The sequence below is a fragment of the Nocardiopsis tropica genome (assembly GCF_042660575.1).
In the GTDB taxonomy this organism is placed as follows: domain Bacteria; phylum Actinomycetota; class Actinomycetes; order Streptosporangiales; family Streptosporangiaceae; genus Nocardiopsis; species Nocardiopsis tropica.
On the sequence record NZ_JBHSUF010000011.1, the window covers coordinates 96,296 to 112,491 of the forward strand.

At 72.5% G+C, this 16,196-nt stretch carries 14 protein-coding genes; 5 read left to right on the top strand and 9 right to left on the bottom strand.

The genetic code is table 11. The features are described from left to right. The first annotated feature begins 54 nt into the window (after positions 1–54). Entirely contained in the window at positions 55–1,311 is a 1,257-nt protein-coding gene (locus ACFQBR_RS18865; RefSeq protein WP_267950248.1) for a chemotaxis protein CheA, read from the top strand. Positions 1,312–1,388: 77 nt separating this feature from the next. On the opposite strand, the gene ACFQBR_RS18870 is transcribed toward ACFQBR_RS18865, so the two are convergent. The 3 genes from ACFQBR_RS18870 to ACFQBR_RS18880 all read right to left on the bottom strand — a co-directional run bounded on the left by ACFQBR_RS18870 (position 1,389) and on the right by ACFQBR_RS18880 (position 3,865). Further along, entirely contained in the window at positions 1,389–2,033 is a 645-nt protein-coding gene (locus ACFQBR_RS18870; protein ID WP_267948152.1) for an AAA family ATPase, read from the bottom strand. A gap of 16 nt (positions 2,034–2,049) precedes the next feature. After that, positions 2,050–2,385, bottom strand: a complete 336-nt coding sequence (locus tag ACFQBR_RS18875; RefSeq protein WP_267948151.1) for a TFIIB-type zinc ribbon-containing protein — start codon at positions 2,383–2,385, stop codon at positions 2,050–2,052. A 103-nt stretch (positions 2,386–2,488) separates the two neighbouring features. Next, positions 2,489–3,865: an NAD(P)H-quinone dehydrogenase gene (locus ACFQBR_RS18880; RefSeq protein WP_267948150.1), complete on the bottom strand. Its 1,377-nt coding sequence runs from the start codon at positions 3,863–3,865 to the stop codon at positions 2,489–2,491. Positions 3,866–4,021: 156 nt separating this feature from the next. Here ACFQBR_RS18880 and ACFQBR_RS18885 point away from each other — a divergent pair, with 156 nt between their 5' ends. Next, on the top strand, positions 4,022–4,513 hold the full coding sequence (locus ACFQBR_RS18885; protein WP_459558900.1) for a gamma-glutamylcyclotransferase family protein: 492 nt from the start codon (positions 4,022–4,024) through the stop codon (positions 4,511–4,513). Between the two features lie 72 nt (positions 4,514–4,585). After that, entirely contained in the window at positions 4,586–5,410 is an 825-nt protein-coding gene (locus ACFQBR_RS18890; RefSeq protein ID WP_267948148.1) for a purine-nucleoside phosphorylase, read from the top strand. Between the two features lie 525 nt (positions 5,411–5,935). Here ACFQBR_RS18890 and ACFQBR_RS18895 read toward each other — a convergent pair. The 5 genes from ACFQBR_RS18895 to ACFQBR_RS18915 all read right to left on the bottom strand — a co-directional run bounded on the left by ACFQBR_RS18895 (position 5,936) and on the right by ACFQBR_RS18915 (position 11,620). Next, positions 5,936–6,568, bottom strand: a complete 633-nt coding sequence (locus tag ACFQBR_RS18895; RefSeq protein ID WP_267948147.1) for a PH domain-containing protein — start codon at positions 6,566–6,568, stop codon at positions 5,936–5,938. Next, positions 6,568–7,665, bottom strand: coding sequence for an adenosine deaminase (locus ACFQBR_RS18900; RefSeq protein ID WP_344178878.1), 1,098 nt, complete (start codon positions 7,663–7,665; stop codon positions 6,568–6,570). Before ACFQBR_RS18900 ends, ACFQBR_RS18895 begins: the two co-directional genes overlap by 1 nt. A gap of 246 nt (positions 7,666–7,911) precedes the next feature. Further along, positions 7,912–9,150, bottom strand: a complete 1,239-nt coding sequence (locus ACFQBR_RS18905; RefSeq protein ID WP_344178880.1) for a M20 family metallopeptidase — start codon at positions 9,148–9,150, stop codon at positions 7,912–7,914. 40 nt (positions 9,151–9,190) lie between these two features. Next, positions 9,191–10,348: a glutamate--cysteine ligase gene (locus ACFQBR_RS18910; protein ID WP_267948144.1), complete on the bottom strand. Its 1,158-nt coding sequence runs from the start codon at positions 10,346–10,348 to the stop codon at positions 9,191–9,193. A gap of 159 nt (positions 10,349–10,507) precedes the next feature. Then, the gene (locus ACFQBR_RS18915; protein WP_344178883.1) at positions 10,508–11,620 is read right to left on the bottom strand and encodes a YihY/virulence factor BrkB family protein; all 1,113 of its coding nucleotides are present in this window, start codon (positions 11,618–11,620) and stop codon (positions 10,508–10,510) included. A gap of 142 nt (positions 11,621–11,762) precedes the next feature. Here ACFQBR_RS18915 and ACFQBR_RS18920 point away from each other — a divergent pair, with 142 nt between their 5' ends. Next, entirely contained in the window at positions 11,763–12,884 is a 1,122-nt protein-coding gene (locus ACFQBR_RS18920; RefSeq protein WP_352984272.1) for a galactokinase family protein, read from the top strand. 136 nt (positions 12,885–13,020) lie between these two features. Beyond that, positions 13,021–14,310: an LCP family protein gene (locus ACFQBR_RS18925; RefSeq protein ID WP_344178888.1), complete on the top strand. Its 1,290-nt coding sequence runs from the start codon at positions 13,021–13,023 to the stop codon at positions 14,308–14,310. 593 nt (positions 14,311–14,903) lie between these two features. Here the strand turns inward: ACFQBR_RS18925 and ACFQBR_RS18930 are convergent. Next, positions 14,904–16,121, bottom strand: a complete 1,218-nt coding sequence (locus ACFQBR_RS18930; RefSeq protein WP_267948140.1) for an NADP-dependent isocitrate dehydrogenase — start codon at positions 16,119–16,121, stop codon at positions 14,904–14,906. Between the last annotated feature and the right edge of the window lie 75 nt (positions 16,122–16,196).

A 16,196-nucleotide genomic window follows, 5' to 3' on the forward strand; every position in this document is an offset into this window, starting at 1 on the left:
TCAGTGAGGTAAGGCGAGAGGAACGACATGTTGCGCCGCTTGGTAACACCCGCAGTGCTGACCGCCGGTTTCACGGCGGCGGTGGTGAGCACCTCGGTGGTGCCCGCCTCGGCCGACGCGCGGCCGGAGCTACCAGAGACCCAGGCCGTCGTCGAGGAGCTCGAGGGCGACGGCGTCTTCATCGACCCGAGCATCGACGCGATCCCCTCCGCCGAGGAGGGCGCCCTGGAGACGGCCTCCGCCGACTCGGAGATCCCCGTCTACTACGTGATCCTCCCCTCGGACGCGGTCGCCTCCCAGACCGGCCTCGACGCCCTCATGAACCCGGTCATGGAGGACGTCGGCGACGGCGTCTACGCCGTGTTCGCCGGCAGTCAGGACTTCGTGGTCCTCTCCCCGAACATCGAGGACACCGCGGGCATCCGGGAGATCGCCGTCCAGGAGGGCCAGGGCAACCAGGTCGACACCCTGGCCGCCGTCCCCGACGCGGCCCAGCAGCTGGAGGACGCCGAGGCCGCCGGCGCCACCTCCGGACTGGTCCTGCTCGGCGTCCTCGTCCTCGTCGTGGCGGCGGGCGCCCTCTTCGTCCGCAACAGCCGCAGGAAGCGCGCCGCCGAGAAGGCCAAGCAGCTCCAGGAGATCAAGCAGATGGCGACCGAGGACGTCGTCCGGCTGGGCGAGGACGTCTCCCGGCTGGAGATCGACGTGTCCAAGGTCGACGACGCCACACGCGAGGACTACTCGCAGGCCATGGACGCCTACGACCAGGCCAAGACGTTGCTCGACACCATCCAGGAGCCCGAGCAGGTCCGGATGGTCACCAGCGCCCTGGAGGACGGCCGCTACTACATGGCCTCCACCCGGGCGCGCATGAACGGCGAGCCGGTTCCCTCGCGGCGCGGCCCCTGCTTCTTCAACCCGCAGCACGGACCCTCCGTGGAGGACGTCGCCTGGGCCCCGCCCGGCGGCGCGCCCCGCGAGGTCACCGCGTGCGCGGCCTGCGCGGAGGCGGTGCGCGTCGGCGGCCAGCCCGACGTGCGCCTGGTCGAGGTCAACGGCGAGCGCCGGCCGTACTACGACGCCGGTCCGGCCTACTCCCCCTACGCCAGCGGCTACTTCGGCACCGACATGATGATGGGCATGTTCACCGGCATGATGATGGGCTCCATGATGGGGTCGATGATGGGCATGGGAATGGGCATGGGCATGGGCGGCGGAGACGTCGCGGCCGAGGGCGACATGGGCGGGGGCGACATGGGCGACTTCGGCGGTGGCGGCGACATGGGCGACTTCGGGGGCTTCGACTTCTGACCCCGCCCGCGCCGCACCGCGCGTAGGACACCGAGGGCCCCGGGCGCACGCCCGGGGCCCTCCTGCGTCTGCGGGGCTCAGCCCGCGGCGGCCTCCGCCTCGGCGAGCCCCTCGATCCACCGGCACACGGCGTCCGCGGTGTCGGCGGGGGCGGTGTGCGTGGTGTCGACCAGGGTCATCGGCGGGTCCAGGCGTGCGGCCTCGGCCGCCACCCAGGCCGCGAAGTCGGCGTTGTCGTCGATCCGCTCCTCGTCCCACTCCCGCCAGGCGGGGCGGGCGCGCAGGCGCTCGGCCAGGGCACCGGGTTCGCAGGACAGCGCCAGGTAGTGGATGTCCGTGAACAGGGCGCGCTCCGGCAGGGGCTCGAACTCCGGGGGCACGACGGTCCCGCACAGCACGACGGGGCGCCCGCTCTGCTGCACCATGGCCGCGGTGCGCAGCCAGGTGGAGCGGAAGTGCCGGTGGTGGCCCTCGGGGTCGCGGAGCCCGCTGACCCACAGCAGGTCCTGTTCGAGCACGACGAAGCGGTCCCTGAGGCGTTCGAGGAGCAGTCCGGCGATGGTGGACTTACCGGTGCCGCTCGGGCCGGAGACGCAGTAGAGGGGCATGCGGAGGAAGGGGCGGGTGCGCCCGCAGGAGGCGCAGCGCAGCACGGAGACCCCCGCGCCGGTGTCGGGGGTCTCGTCCCATTCCCCGCAGTGTGTACAGATCAGCGGGTGCATGGATGGTTCGGCTGTACTAGTCGAAGAGTTGTTCCAGGAATCCCTTGCGGCGGCCGCGGTAGGGACGGGGCGAGTCCCGGTAGCCGCGCGGGGAGTCCTGGTACCCCCCTCGGTAGCCACCGGGGGAGTCGGGGTAGCCCGCTCCGCGGTGCGGCCGGGCGAGTGGCGGGGCGGGGCGCGGGGAGTGGGGGTCGGGCGGCGGCGCGACGCCGTAGTGGCGCTGCTCGCCGTCGGCGATGCGCTCCAGCTCCCCCCGGTCCAGGAAGATGCCCTGGCAGCCGTCACACCTGTCGATGTGGACGCCTTGACGATCGAACGTTCGCATGGTGCTTTGGCACTTGGGACAGATCACGTCAAGACATTACTCGATTCGTGTCAAAAAGGGTTAAGAAACCGGGGTCCACCGCAAACTTCTTCGTGCGGCGGCCCCGGCGGGGCGGCGCGGACCGGCTCCCCTACTCCGGCGAGGCCAGCATCAGCGAGCGGGCCGCCTCGGTCACACTGCCCGACAGCGACGGGTACACCGAGAAGGTGTGCGCGATGTCGTCCACCGTCAGGCGCTGCTGCACCGCGATGGACACGCCGAGGATGAGTTCGCTGGCGCGCGGCCCGACGATGACGCCGCCCAGCACGATGCCGGTGTGCTGGCGGCAGATCAGCTTCACGAAGCCGTCGGTGACCTCGTTCATCTTGGCGCGCGGGTTGGTGTTGAGCGGCAGGGTGACCGACCGGCCGTCGATCCGCCCGCTGCGCACGTCGTCCTCGCTCGCCCCCACCGCGGCGAGTTCGGGGTGGGTGAACACCGTGGAGGCCACGGTGGACAGCTTCAGGGGGGACACCGCCTCGCCGAGGGCGTGCCACATGGCGATGCGTCCCTGCATGGCGGCGACGGAGGCCAGCATGTTCACGCCGGTGCAGTCGCCGGCGGCGTACACGCCGGGGACCGTGGTGCGGGAGACCCGGTCGACCTCGACGAACCCGCCCTGGCCCAGGCGGACCCCGGCCTCCTCCAGCCCGAGGTTCTCGGTGTTGGGGATCATGCCGACGGTCATCAGGCAGTGGCTGCCCTCGACGGTGCGGCCGTCCGAGAGGGTGACGAGGACGCCCTTCTCGGTGCGCACGACCGACTCGGCCCGGGTCTGGCTGAGGACGGTCATGCCGCGGCGCATGAAGACCTCCTCCAGCACCTCGGCGGCGTCGGCGTCCTGGGTCGGCATGACGCGCTCGCGCGAGGAGACGAGGGTGACGTCCGATCCGAGCGACTGGTAGGCGCTCGCGAACTCCGCGCCGGTCACGCCCGAGCCGACCACGATCAGCCTCTCCGGGAGCTCCTCCAGGTCGTAGAGGTGGCGCCAGGTGAGGATGCGCTCCCCGTCGGGCTCGGCGGTGGGGAGTTCACGGGGGTGGGCCCCGGTCGCGATGAGGACGACGTCGGCGCGCATGCGCTGGTCCCCGACGGCGACGATGTGGGGGTCGACCAGCCGGGCCTCGCCGGTGACGACCTCGATGCCCTCCTTGTGGAGGCGGGCCCGGGTGTCCTCGGACTGCGCCTGGGCCAGGCGTTTGATCCGGTTGTTCACCTCGTCGATGTCCACGCGGACCGGCGCGGTGGCGGTGCCCGGGATGTGGATGCCCAGGCTCTGGGACTCACGCACGTACGTGGTGCGGGTGGAGGTGGCGATGAGGCTCTTGGAGGGCACGCAGTCGGTGAGGACGCAGGAGCCGCCGATGCCGTCGCGCTCCACCACCGTCACGTCCGCACCGAGCTGCGCTGCGACCAGTGCCGCCTCGTAGCCCCCGGGCCCGCCACCGATGATCACGACCTTCGTCACTCTGCCTCACTCCCTCTACGTCGGACCCCCCACGCGCGTTCCCGGTCCGGGCGATATTCGGGCATGGTGGGGCACCGCCTGTTTTCATCGCTTCCTCCTATTGTCGGCCATGTCAACTGGCGAAATCCTCAGGCACCCCCGGTCAGCGGGTCTACGATGTTGCCCGTGTCCATCTACGCCGCGTACGGAACCAATCTCGACCCCGCGCAGATGGCCCGCCGGGCACCGCGCTCACCGCTGTTGACCACGGGCTGGTTGGAGGGTTGGCGGCTGACCTTCGGCGAGGGCCTGCCCGCCGGCTCCGGCGCCCTGGCCACGCTGGCGGAGGATCCCGGGCAGCGGGTCTTCGTCGCGCTGTACGACCTCATGGAATGGGACGAACCCCACTTGGACTCGTGGGAGGGCGCCGACCGCAGGGACGGGTTCGGCGCGGGCGCCGCCTGCGCGTACCGCAAGGTCACCGTCCGCGCCCGGACGGCCGACATGGGGACGGTGACGGCCTGGGCCTACGTGCTCGACGCCTACGAGGGCGGCCTGCCCTCGGCGATCCAGCTGGGCCAGCTGGCCGCCGCGGCCGAGAAGGCGGGGGCGCCCGGGTCGTACGTGTCCGACCTGCTGGCCCGCGAGTGCCTGCCCACCGAGCTGTGAGCCCCGTGTCCGCCCGCCGGGCGGGCGTTGCGTTCCGCCACCGTTGCGCTACCCGGGGGTAGCATCCGTCGTGTGAGCGAATCAGAGCAGCGGGCGACGACCACAGGGGAAGCGAAGGAGCTGGCCGCGACCGCGGCCCAGGACCTGCTCGCCCGGACCGGGGCCGACAGCTTCGACGCGATGGTGGTGCTCGGGTCCGGCTGGGCGGGGGCCGCGGAGACGCTGGGCTCCCCCGACATCGAGTTCGACGCGACCGAGCTGCCCGGTTTCCACGTGCCCGGGGCGGAGGGGCACTCCTCCAGGGTCCGCAGCATGTGGGTGGGCGACAAGCGGGTCGTCGTGTTCATGGGGCGCGTCCACCTCTACGAGGGCTACGGCCCGATGGAGACCGTCCACGCCGTGCGCACCGGGATCGCCGCGGGCGCCGGGACGGCCGTGCTCACGGGATCGGCCGGTTCGCTGCGCACGGACTTCGCCCCGGGGCAGCCGGTCGTGGTCCGGGACCACATCAACCTGACGTCGCTCTCCCCGCTGACCGGTCCCTCCTTCGTCGACCTCTCGGAGGCGTACAGCCCACGGCTGCGCCGGATCGCCCACGAGGTGGACGCCTCCCTCGCCGAGGGCGTGTACGCGGCCACGCTCGGTCCCCAGCTGCAGACGCCGTCCGAGCTGCACGCGCTGCGCCGTTCCGGCGCGGACGTGGTGGGGCGGTCGATCGCCCTGGAGGCCATCGCCGCCGTGGAGTCCGGAGCGGAGGTGCTGGGGCTGGCGATCGTCAGCAACGACGCGGTGGGCGCCGTGCTCGACCCCTTCGAGTCCGACCGCGCGCTGGAGGTCGTCACCCAGCGGGCGCGGAGGCTGGGCGGGCTCCTGAACCGGGTCCTCGCCCGCTCCTGAGGGGCCCCTGGACGGCGCAAGGGCCCGGCACATGTGTGCCGGGCCCTGTCGCGCGTGGGACGCCGTGCCCGGACCCCGTGTCGCGGGGTCCCCGCGGACCCCGACCGCGCGGGTCGTCCGAAGCATCGTGAAGTGGTGGGGCGCCTCCGACCGGGCCCGCCCGGTACCGGCGTGGCGAGCGTACACCCCGAGGCCTTGGGATGGACGGTACCGGCCGCGGTCCGGCCGGAGGCAGTGCTTGCCCCGGTGTCCTCTGTCGCGCGGAATCCCCGCAGATCCCGTTGGACTCGCGACTCCGACACCCTTCTGTACTTCCCGATATTCAGTTGAACCGCGCGTCGCCCTCGGACCGGGGTTCCGGGCTGGTGGCCATCCGCGCGAAGCCCGCCCGCCCGGAACCCTCTCCCTTAGGCATGCCTTACCTAACCAGAACAGGCGGGTGGGCGTCAACCCCCCTGGGGGGACGCGTCGGACCCGGCCTCCCCTGCGGGCGGGGAGGCCGGGTCCGGTGCGGTCGGGCGCGCCTCAGGCGAGCAGGAACACCGCCGCGAGCAGCACAGCGGTCGCCACGAGGACCACGATCACCTCGACGGGCACCATCGTCTGCGGCTCGTCCTGCGCCCCGAGCGCGGCCGGCCCCGCCTCGCCCGCGTCCCTGACGGGACCGCTGAGCGGACGGGCCTTGTACCGCTCGGCGTCCTGGCGCAGCTGACGCGCGGCCAGGTCGACCGGCCGCATCGACGCGGGGTCCTCGTCGTCCTGACCCGGGTCGAGGAAACCCGCGTCCCGGCGCATGTTGTCCCGGACCCGCTGCCGCTTGGTCTCGCGGAGCGGCCAGGAGCGGACGATCCGCCCCGGCGTGTGCACCCTCAGGACGTCGGTGACGTCCACCCACACCACGGCGGACCACGGCACGAAGGTCTCCCGCAGCGGGTTGACGACCCTCATCCCGCGTTCCGTGGAGACCACCCGCGGGCGCAGCCACACCAGGTGGACCGCGGCGATGCTCGCGACCAGCAGGGCTCCGGCGATCCAGGACGAGCGCCCCTCCCCGCGCCAGAGCACGTCCAGCAGGAGCAGGACCGCGATGACGATCCACACGATCGCCGCCGCCCGGGAGAAGGTGGAGTAGTGGCTGGTCGGGTTGGGTCGGTCCATCAGGCCGCCGCCCACTTGAGCTGCGCGAACCCCGGCTTGATGATGCCGTTGATCAGCGCCAGGCGTTCGTCGAACGGCAGGAACGCCGACTTCATGGCGTTGACCGTGAACCACTGGATGTCGTCCCAGCCGTACCCGAAGGCCTCCGAGAGCTTCGCGAACTCCCCGGAGAGGGACGTGCCGCTCTGGAGGCGGTTGTCGGTGTTGACGGTGACCCGGAAGCGCAGGTCGTGCAGGAGACCGATCGGGTGCGAGGCGATGGACTCGGCGGCCCCCGTCTGCACGTTGGAGCTGGGGCACATCTCCAGCGGCACGCGCTTGTCGCGCACGTACTGGGCGAGGCGGCCCAGCCGCGGGGCGCCGTTCCCGCCGGAGTCGATGTCGTCGATGATGCGGACGCCGTGTCCGAGGCGGTCGCACCCGCACCACTGGAGCGCCTCCCAGATGGAGGGGAGCCCGAACGCCTCGCCCGCGTGGATGGTGAAGTGGAAGTTCTCGCGGCGCAGGTACTCGAAGGCGTCGAGGTGGCGGGTGGGCGGGTTGCCCGCCTCGGCGCCCGCGATGTCGAAGCCGGAGACGCCCGCGTCGCGGTAGCGGACCGCGAGCTCGGCGATCTCCGAGGAGCGGGCTGCGTGCCGCATGGCGGTCACCAGCTGGCCGGTGCGGATGCTGCGGCCGGCCTCGGCCGCGCGCTTCTCCCCCAGCTCCAGGCCCTCCTGGACGGCCTCCACGACCTCCTCCAGGGTGAGGCCGCCCTCCAGGTGCTGTTCGGGGGCGTAGCGCTGCTCGGTGTAGACGACGCCGTCCGCGGCCAGGTCCTCCGCGGCCTCGGCGGCGACGCGCACGAGGGCCTCCCGGGACTGCATGACCGCGGTGGTGTGCGCGAAGGTCTCCAGGTAGCGCTCCAGCGAACCGGAGTCGGAGGCGTCGCGGAACCACCGGCCCAGCTCCGCCGGGTCGTAGGTGGGCAGGTCGGTGTAGCCGGCCTCCCTGGCCAGCTCCACGACGGTGGCCGGGCGCAACCCTCCGTCGAGGTGGTCGTGGAGGAGCACCTTCGGCGCCCGCCGGATCTGCTCAACTGTGAGTGGCTGGTTCATGGATTCAGGATGCCACCAGCCCGGGACGGCCCTCGCCACCCCGGGGGCCCGCGGCGGATCCGTCGGACACCAGGTGGGGGCCGGAGCGCGGCGGGCGCCCGGCCCGGAGCCGAGGGGTCCCCGCGCCCGCGCCATGCCGTTCAGGGCCCCGCACAGGGGCTCCGCGGGTCCCCGTGCCCGTGGGCGCCCGCGCCGCCGGCCGGGGCGGAGGCCCCGGGACGGGCACGGCGCGGGCGCCCGGGTTCCTCAGGCGAGTGCCTCCTGGCTGTCCGCCCGGGCCCGGGGCTCGGCGGCGTGCCCGAGGGCGGTCAGCGCGGTGGTGACCATGAAGCGGGTGCCCACCCCGATCGCGCGCTCGTCCACGTCGAAGGTGCCCCGGTGCAGGTCCAGCATCGGCCCGTCCCGGTCCGGGGAGTGGGTGCCCAGGCGGGCGAGGGCTCCGGGGACGTTCTCCAGGTACCAGGCGAAGTCCTCGCCCCCCAGGCTCTGCGGCGTGGACGCCGCGGCGTCCGGGCCCAGGGCGAGGCCGACCGCCTCGCGCATGATGTCGACGCTGGTCGCCTCGTTGATGGTGGGGGGCACCCCCCGCCCGTAGGTCACCTCGGCCTCGGCCCCGTACGCGGAGGCCACGGACTCCACCAGGCCCTTGATGATGTCGGGGGCCGAGTGCCACGCCTCGTCGTCCAGGCAGCGCACGGTGCCCTCCGCGACGGCGTCGTCGGGGATGACGTTGGGCGCCGACCCGGCGCTGATGCGGCCCCACACGAGGCTGAACCCGGCCCGCGGGTCGATGCGCCGGGACAGCGCGGCGGGCAGCTCGGTGACGACCTTGCCCATGGCGTAGACCAGGTCGGACGTGAGGTGGGGGCGCGCCGTGTGCCCTCCCGGGCCCGAGAGCCGCACCATGAGCTGGTCGCAGGCGGCGGTGATGCCGCCGGTGCGCAGGCCGACCCGGCCGACGGTCAGGCGCGGATCGCAGTGCAGGGCGAAGATCCGGTCGACGCCCTCCATCGCCCCGGCGTTGACCACCTCGACCGCGCCGCCGGGGAGCTCCTCGGCGGGCTGGAAGACCAGCCTGACCCGCCCGGGCAGCGCGCCCGCGCGGTCCTGCTGGGCGAGGAAGACCCCCGTCGCCAGCAGGACCGTCGTGTGCACGTCGTGTCCGCAGGCGTGGGCCGCGCCGGGGACGGTGGAGCGGTAGGGGACGTCCTTCTCGTCGGCGATGGGCAGGGCGTCGATGTCGGCCCGCAGGGCCACGAGCGGCCCGGGGCCCGAGCCGATGTCGCAGACGAGCCCCGTGCCCTGGGGCAGCTCCCGGGGAGTGAGACCGACATCACGCAGCCGTTCGGCGATCCGACCGGTGGTGCGGTGCTCGGCGAAGGCGAGTTCGGGGTGCATGTGCAGGTCCCGGCGGAAGCCCGTGAAGTCCCGCTCACGGCGCGCCAGAAAAGCGGTCAACTGTTCCGGCAGGTCACGTCCCTGCATCCGAGGGTCCCCTCTTCATTCACGTCTTGCGTGCACCGGCTCAGCCCCCGACACCGACCTCCGCGTAAGTGGGACCGCCGTGCAGCTCGGCGGCGAGCATGTCCACGACGTCGTCGAGGGAACCGCCCCCGGCGATGACCGCGCGCTGCCGTTCGTAGGAGGCGCCCTTGTCCAGGGTCTCGGAGACCAGGTCCAGGTCCTCGGCGCAACCCAGGCGGGTCGCGACCGGCTTCAGCTCGCGGACCAGCTCATACAGGTCGTCACGGATCGGAACGGTGGTTCCGTGGGCGTCCGTGATGACACGAGCGTCGAGTCCGTAGCGGGTGGCACGCCACTTGTTGTCCTTCACGAGCCAGGACGGCGGGCTGGGCAGGCCGTACCCGCGGTCGAGCTGGCGATCGAACAACTCCACCAGGCTCTGAGAGAGCGCGGCGGCCATTCCCACCTCGCGCAGGGTGGGAATCCCGTCGAACATCCGGATCTCGATGGTGCCGAAATCCGGGTGAGGACGGATGTCCCACCACACTTCCTTGATAGAGGCGATGGTACCCGCCCTGAGAAGCGTTTCGAGGTATTCCTCGAAAGCCGTCCAGTGCGGCAGGTTCGGAGGCGGCCCGGAAGTGGGGAGCGCCCCGAAGACCACGGACCGCGCGGAGGCCAGACCGGTATCGTGACCACCCCAAAATGGGCTAGAAGCACTCAAAGCAAGAAAATGAGGTAGATACTTCGCAAGTGCATTCACCATGGGTATGGCCTTCTCCTGGCTGCGCACACCCACGTGAACGTGGACGCCGCAGGTGAGAATGCGCCGGGCCAGCCACTGCATCTGCTCGACGAGTTCGCCGTACCTTTTCCCGGGACTGAGCTCCTGGTCCCGCCAGTCGTCGATGGGATGGGTCCCCGAGCAGGTCAGCGTGGTTCCCCAGGGGGTGAGGACCTCCCGCATCCGGTCGATGTTGCGGCCGAGGTCGCTCTTGGCCTCCTCGACCGTCTCGCAGATGCCGGTCACGACCTCCACCTGCGACTGCATGAGTTCGTGCCGCAGCGGGGGCGAGGCGGCGTCGGAACTGAGCTCGGGGAGCTCGGAGAGGAGTTTCGGCGCCTCCTGCCGCAGGTGCCGGCTGCGCCGGTCCACGAGCTGGAGTTCCCACTCCACCCCGAGCGTCGCGCGTTCGGATGACGTGAATGCGATGCCCATCTGCCCTCCGAGGGGGGGTTCGCCGGCCTTCCTGGCCGACGCACGTTCGCGCCCCGGCGAACCGGTCAACCGGGACAGGGGAGGACTACCCTCCGCACACCACCCGCATACGGGACAAGAGTCTCGCAATAACGCGGATTCCCGGGAGGTCCGCTCGCCTCAGGCACCGCCCCCGCGACGGTTGCGCAGGGCCCACGCGGCGGTGCCTGCGGCGCCCGCCGCGCCGATCAGGGACAACGCCCCGGCGACGGCCCGCTGCGCCCGCCGGCGGGCGGCCGGCTTCCTCTCCGGGACCCGCAGGACCGGCGCGGGCCGCGTCCAGTCCATCCCGTTCTCCTCGGGCATGGGCAGGGTCCCCGTGTAGGGGGGAGGCATCGGCAGCCACGTCGCGGTCCACGCGGCGCTGAACATGACCAGGCGCATCACCAGGTTGATCCACACCAGGAGCCCCACCAGGACGGCGAAGGAGGCGTAGACGGGGTTGCCGAGCGTCCCCGAGAGCAGCAGCGCGGCGGCGGCCTTGAGGACCTCGAACCCGGCCGCGCCCAGCAGCGCCCCCCGCCACATCATCCGCGTGGGCCGCCCGCTGCCGGACAGGAGCGCGAAGGCCAGCACGAAGATCCCCATGTTGACCGCGACGGCGATGGCGAGGGCCAGGACGCGCAGCGTCAGGGAGGCCAGGAGGGAGCCGTCCAGGCCCACCAGCGCCAGCAGCCAGTGGGTGGCGGCCTGCGCGACGCTCGTGAGCGCCACCGCGAACAGCAGCGCCGCGCCCAGGCCCAGCATGACCAGGATGTCGCCCGCCTTGCGCAGCAGGAGGTTCGGGCCCTCCTTGATGTTCTTCAACCAGATCGAGTGCAGCGCCTCGCGGAGCGCCGACACCGAGTTCAGGCCCGCGTACAGCAGGCCCAGCGTGCCGATGACGCTCGCGCCCACGCGCGCGTTCGCGATCTGCTCGACGGGCAGCTGGTCGGAGAGGCCGGGCAGCACCTCGTCCAGGGCCGTCTGGAGGTAGTCGCCCACCTCGACCTGCATCGACGCCAGGAAGCCCACCGCGGCGAAGGCCAGCGCCAGCAGGGGGAAGAACGACAGGAAGGCGAAATAGGTGACCGCCCCGGCCAGCTGGCTGCCGTTGCGGTCGGCGTAGCGCTCGTAGGCGCGCACGAGGTGGTCCGCCGCCGGCCTCCGGCGCCGCAGTTCCCAGTAGGCGTCCATCGCGAGGTTCCGGTAGTGCCGCGCCGCGTCCGCGGCCCGGTCCCGCCCTGAGGCCAAGGTCCCTCCCCCACACCCGTCCGCCGGTGGACCGCAACCCTAGCGGCGCCGCACCGGGTCCGTGAAGCCTCCGCGCCGCCCCGGGCACTCCACCGCCTTGGGCAGACTGGGGGCAGCAGGCCGACGGGGAGAGGGGACAGCGGTGGGGGGCGCGGGGGCGCGGTTGCGCGCGGTGCTGGGTGTGCGGTCGGCGGGGCCACAGGGGGCGTGGCCCGCGGAGGCGCCGGACGCCGACGCCCTGGCGGAGGGTTTCCGCGCGCGGTTCGGCGAGGCGCCCGCGGGCGTCTGGCACGCGCCCGGGCGGCTGGCCGTCATGGGCGAGCACACGGCCGCCGGCGGCGGCGTCGGCCTCTACACCGCGCTGCCCTGGGGGGTGACGGCGGCGGTCGGCCCGGCGCCGGGCCCGGAGGTGCGCGTGGCGACGCTCAGCGGCCCCCTGAGGGCGAGGGAGACCGCCCCCCGGGCCGTGTCCGACGCGGTGGCCTCCGCGCGCCGGGCAGGCGGGCTGGACGCCTCCACGGGCCTGCGGGTGCTCCTCGGCGCGGACCTGCCCGAGCACGCCTCCCTGGGGTACGCGGGCGCCGTGGGCGCGGCGGTGTCGCTCGCCCTCGCCGACCTCGGGGGCGGCCCTCCCCCGGAGGGCGCCACCGTCGACCAGCGGGTGGCCCTGGCCGCGCGGCCGGGGTGCGCGGTACGCGTCAACCTCAGGAGCATGCGCACGACCGTCCTGCCCTTCGACCTCGCCGGCGAGGGGATGCGCCTGGTCGTCGTGGACACCGGGGCCCTGCCCAGGCGCGACCTCCGGGCCGTCCGCTCCGCGGAGCTGGAGCGGGCCCAGCGCACGCTCGGCCCGCTCCGCTCGGTCCAGGACCTGCCCGGGGCGCTGCGCAGCCTGCCCGAGCCCGCTCTGCGCAACCGGGTGGAGTACGCCGTCACGGAGGTGCACCGGCTCAACGCGGCCGTCGGGCTGCTGCGCGCGGGGAGGTTCGGGGAGACGGGGCCGATCCTGTCGGCCTCGCACCTGTCACTGCGCCGTTTCGGGCTCCCGACACCCCAGGTGGACCTGGCCGCCGAGACCGCGTCCCGGGCCGGGGCCCGCGGCGTGCGGATGTCGGGGTGGGCCGGGACCGCCCTCGCCCTGGTGGCCGAGGAGCGGGTGGAAGGCGTCGCCACCGCTCTGGCCGGGGAGTTCGCCGCGAACGGCTGGGTGCCTCCGCGCGTGCGCGCCTCCCTCCCCTCGGCCGGGGCGCACCGGCTGCGGTGAGGGCCGCTTTCGTCCCCTAGGGGTGCCCTGGTCCCGGTTCAGGGACATCCGTGTGAACCCGGCTACTCTTTCTGCGATCAGACAGGGTGGAAGCGGCGACGGAGCGCTCCACGGCGCGGAGCAGATAGGCGATTCGATGGCTGACCGACGTAACCGGGGTGACGCCGGCTCGACCGGCGAACACGACCGGCAGGGCGTGTTCAGGCGCGGCGGAACCCCGGGCGGCGCGGACGAGTTCGAGAAGCTCTACCGGTCGCGCGAGTCCGAGCAGAGGGCGGTCGGCGGGACCCGGCGGCTCCCCTCCGCCGACGAGGTTCCCCCGATCCGCCCCGAGCGGCCCAGGCGGCCCGAGCGGCCCAGGCGCCGCACCCACCACGCCGGCCGCGAGTACGACGGCACCGGGACCAAGCGGCGGGCGCGCGAGACGCGGCAGCGGCGGCTCCGGAACACCGTCGTGACCGTCCTCGTGGTCCTGCTCGTGATCCTCGTGGTGCCCCCCGCGGCGCTCTACTTCTGGGCGGACTCCCGGCTGGCCCGGGTGGAGGCCCTGACCGACTACGAGGGCCGCCCGGACCGCCAGCCCGGCACCACGTTCATGATCGTGGGCTCGGACAGCCGCGAGGGGATGGACGAGGAGCAGATGCGGGAGCTGGCCACCGGCAGCGCCGAGGGCCGCCGCACCGACACGATCATGGTCCTGTACATCCCCGACGAGGGCGAGCCGACCATCGTCAGCGTCCCCCGCGACTCCTACGTGCCGATGGCCATCCCCGGCTACGCCGACAACAAGATCAACACCGCCTTCGCCGACACCGTCTGCGGCACGGACGAGGCCGGCGAGGAGGTCTGCGGCGGCCCGGCCCCCCTCGTGGAGTCCTTCGAGCGCGCCTCCGGCGTGCGGATCGACCACTACGCCGAGATCGGCATGGGCGGCTTCGTCGACATCGTGGACGCCGTCGGCGGCGTGGAGCTGTGCCCCGAGGACGCCATGGCCGACCCCAAGGCCGGGCTGGACATCGAGGCGGGCTGCCAGACGATGGACGGCGGCACCGCGCTGGGCTACGTGCGCACCCGCGCCACCCCCCGCGCCGACCTGGACCGGATCGCCCGCCAGCGGGAGTTCTTCTCCGCGCTGGTCGCGGAGGCGAGCGCCCCGTCGACGCTGTTCAACCCGTTCCAGTCGCTCCCGCTGGTGACGGCGGGCACGGACACGTTCATGGTGGACGAGGGCGACCGCCTGCGGCACCTGGGCACCATGCTGCTGGCGATGCGGGGCGGCACCCAGACCACGGCGATCCCGGTGGGCAGCACCCCCACCCTCGACCAGGTGGGCTCGGTGGTGGTCTGGGACGAGGTCCGCTCGGAGGAGATGTTCTCCGCCATGCGCGAGGGCGAGCCGATCCCCGAGAGCGCGTTCGAGGACTGAGGGCCCCGGAGGGGCGGACCGCGGGCCCGGGGCCGGCGGCGCACCGCTCCCGACGGGCCGTCCGGGGAAAGGCGAAGGGCCCGCTGCCGAAGCAGCGGGCCCTTCTTCGTGACGTTCCGTACTGTGCGCGCCTACCCCCCAGCGGGCGCACGGCCGGCACGTCGGTTCGTGGTGCCGAGCGGGCTCTCACCCGCTCTGGCCTGCCGGTTCTCACCGGCGTGTCTCCACAATAGGTCAAAGTTCGCGTAAGGGGCGAATCCAGTTCACGTGTCCTACGTCGCACCGCCACGCCACCCCGCTGATCCGGCACCGCCATCCTCCCACCAGGAGGACCCGCGTGTACGCCGAACACGGGAAACACACCGGGAAACTTCCGCCGGTTTCCTTCCGCAAACCCCCGCGAACACCGCTTTCCCGACGCCTCGGACCCGACCGCGGGCCCGGGACACGGCAACGCCCGGGCGCCCCCGCGGTGGGGACGCCCGGGCGTGGCCAAGGTCTCACCCGGACCCGGCCGCGGACCGCCGGCTCATGGCGGCCCGTGACCCGTCCGGACCACGGCCTCCCGGACACGGGTTCCGGGAGCGCGCGGACTAGGCGAGGCGCTTGGCCAGGTTCTCGTCCAGGGCGGCGAGGAACTGCTCGGTGGTCAGCCACTCCTGGTCGGAGCCGACCAGCAGCGCGAGGTCCTTGGTCATCTGGCCGCCCTCGACCGTCTTGATGACGACGTCCTCGAGGGTGTTGGCGAACTCCAGGACCTTCGGGGAGTTGTCCAGCTTGCCCCGGTGCTCCAGACCGCGGGTCCACGCGAAGATGGAGGCGATCGGGTTGGTCGAGGTGGGCTTGCCCTGCTGGTGCTGCCGGTAGTGGCGGGTCACCGTGCCGTGGGCGGCCTCGGCCTCGACGGTGCGGCCGTCGGCGGTGCGCAGGACCGAGGTCATCAGGCCGAGCGAGCCGAAGCCCTGCGCGACGGTGTCCGACTGGACGTCGCCGTCGTAGTTCTTGGTGGCCCAGACGTAGCCGCCCTCCCACTTGAGCGCGGAGGCGACCATGTCGTCGATGAGGCGGTGCTCGTAGGTGAGGCCCGCCGCGTCGAACCGCTCCTTGAACTCGGAGTCGAAGATCTCCTGGAACACGTCCTTGAACATGCCGTCGTACGACTTGAGGATCGTGTTCTTGGTGGACATGTAGACCGGGTAGTCGCGGTCCAGGCCGTAGTTCAGGCTGGCGCGCGCGAAGTCCTCGATCGACTTGCGGAAGTTGTACATCCCCATCGCGACGCCGCCGCCCTCGGGGAAGTTGGCGATGTCGAACTCGACCGGCTGGCTGCCGTCGGCCGGGGTGTAGGTCATGGTGACCGTGCCGGGGCCGGGCACCTTGAAGTCGGTGGCCTTGTACTGGTCGCCGTGGGCGTGGCGGCCGATGATGATCGGCTTGGTCCACCCGGGCACCAGGCGCGGCACGTTCTCGCAGATGATGGGCTCGCGGAAGACGACGCCGCCGAGGATGTTGCGGATGGTGCCGTTGGGCGACCGCCACATCTTCTTCAGGCCGAACTCCTCGACCCGGGCCTCGTCCGGGGTGATGGTGGCGCACTTGACGCCGACGCCGTACTCCTTGATGGCGTTGGCCGCGTCGACGGTGATCTGGTCGTCGGTGCGGTCGCGCTCCTCGATGCCCAGGTCGTAGTACTTCAGGTCGACGTCGAGGTAGGGCAGGATCAGCCGGTCCTTGATGAAGGACCAGATGATCCGCGTCATCTCGTCGCCGTCGAGCTCGACTACGGGGTTTTCGACCTTGATCTTGGCCATGGCTGTGTGGCTGTCCCTTCAGTCTTCGCCACCGCCTCGTGCTGCGGAGACGGCTTCCGGCCCGTGGCCGGAGCC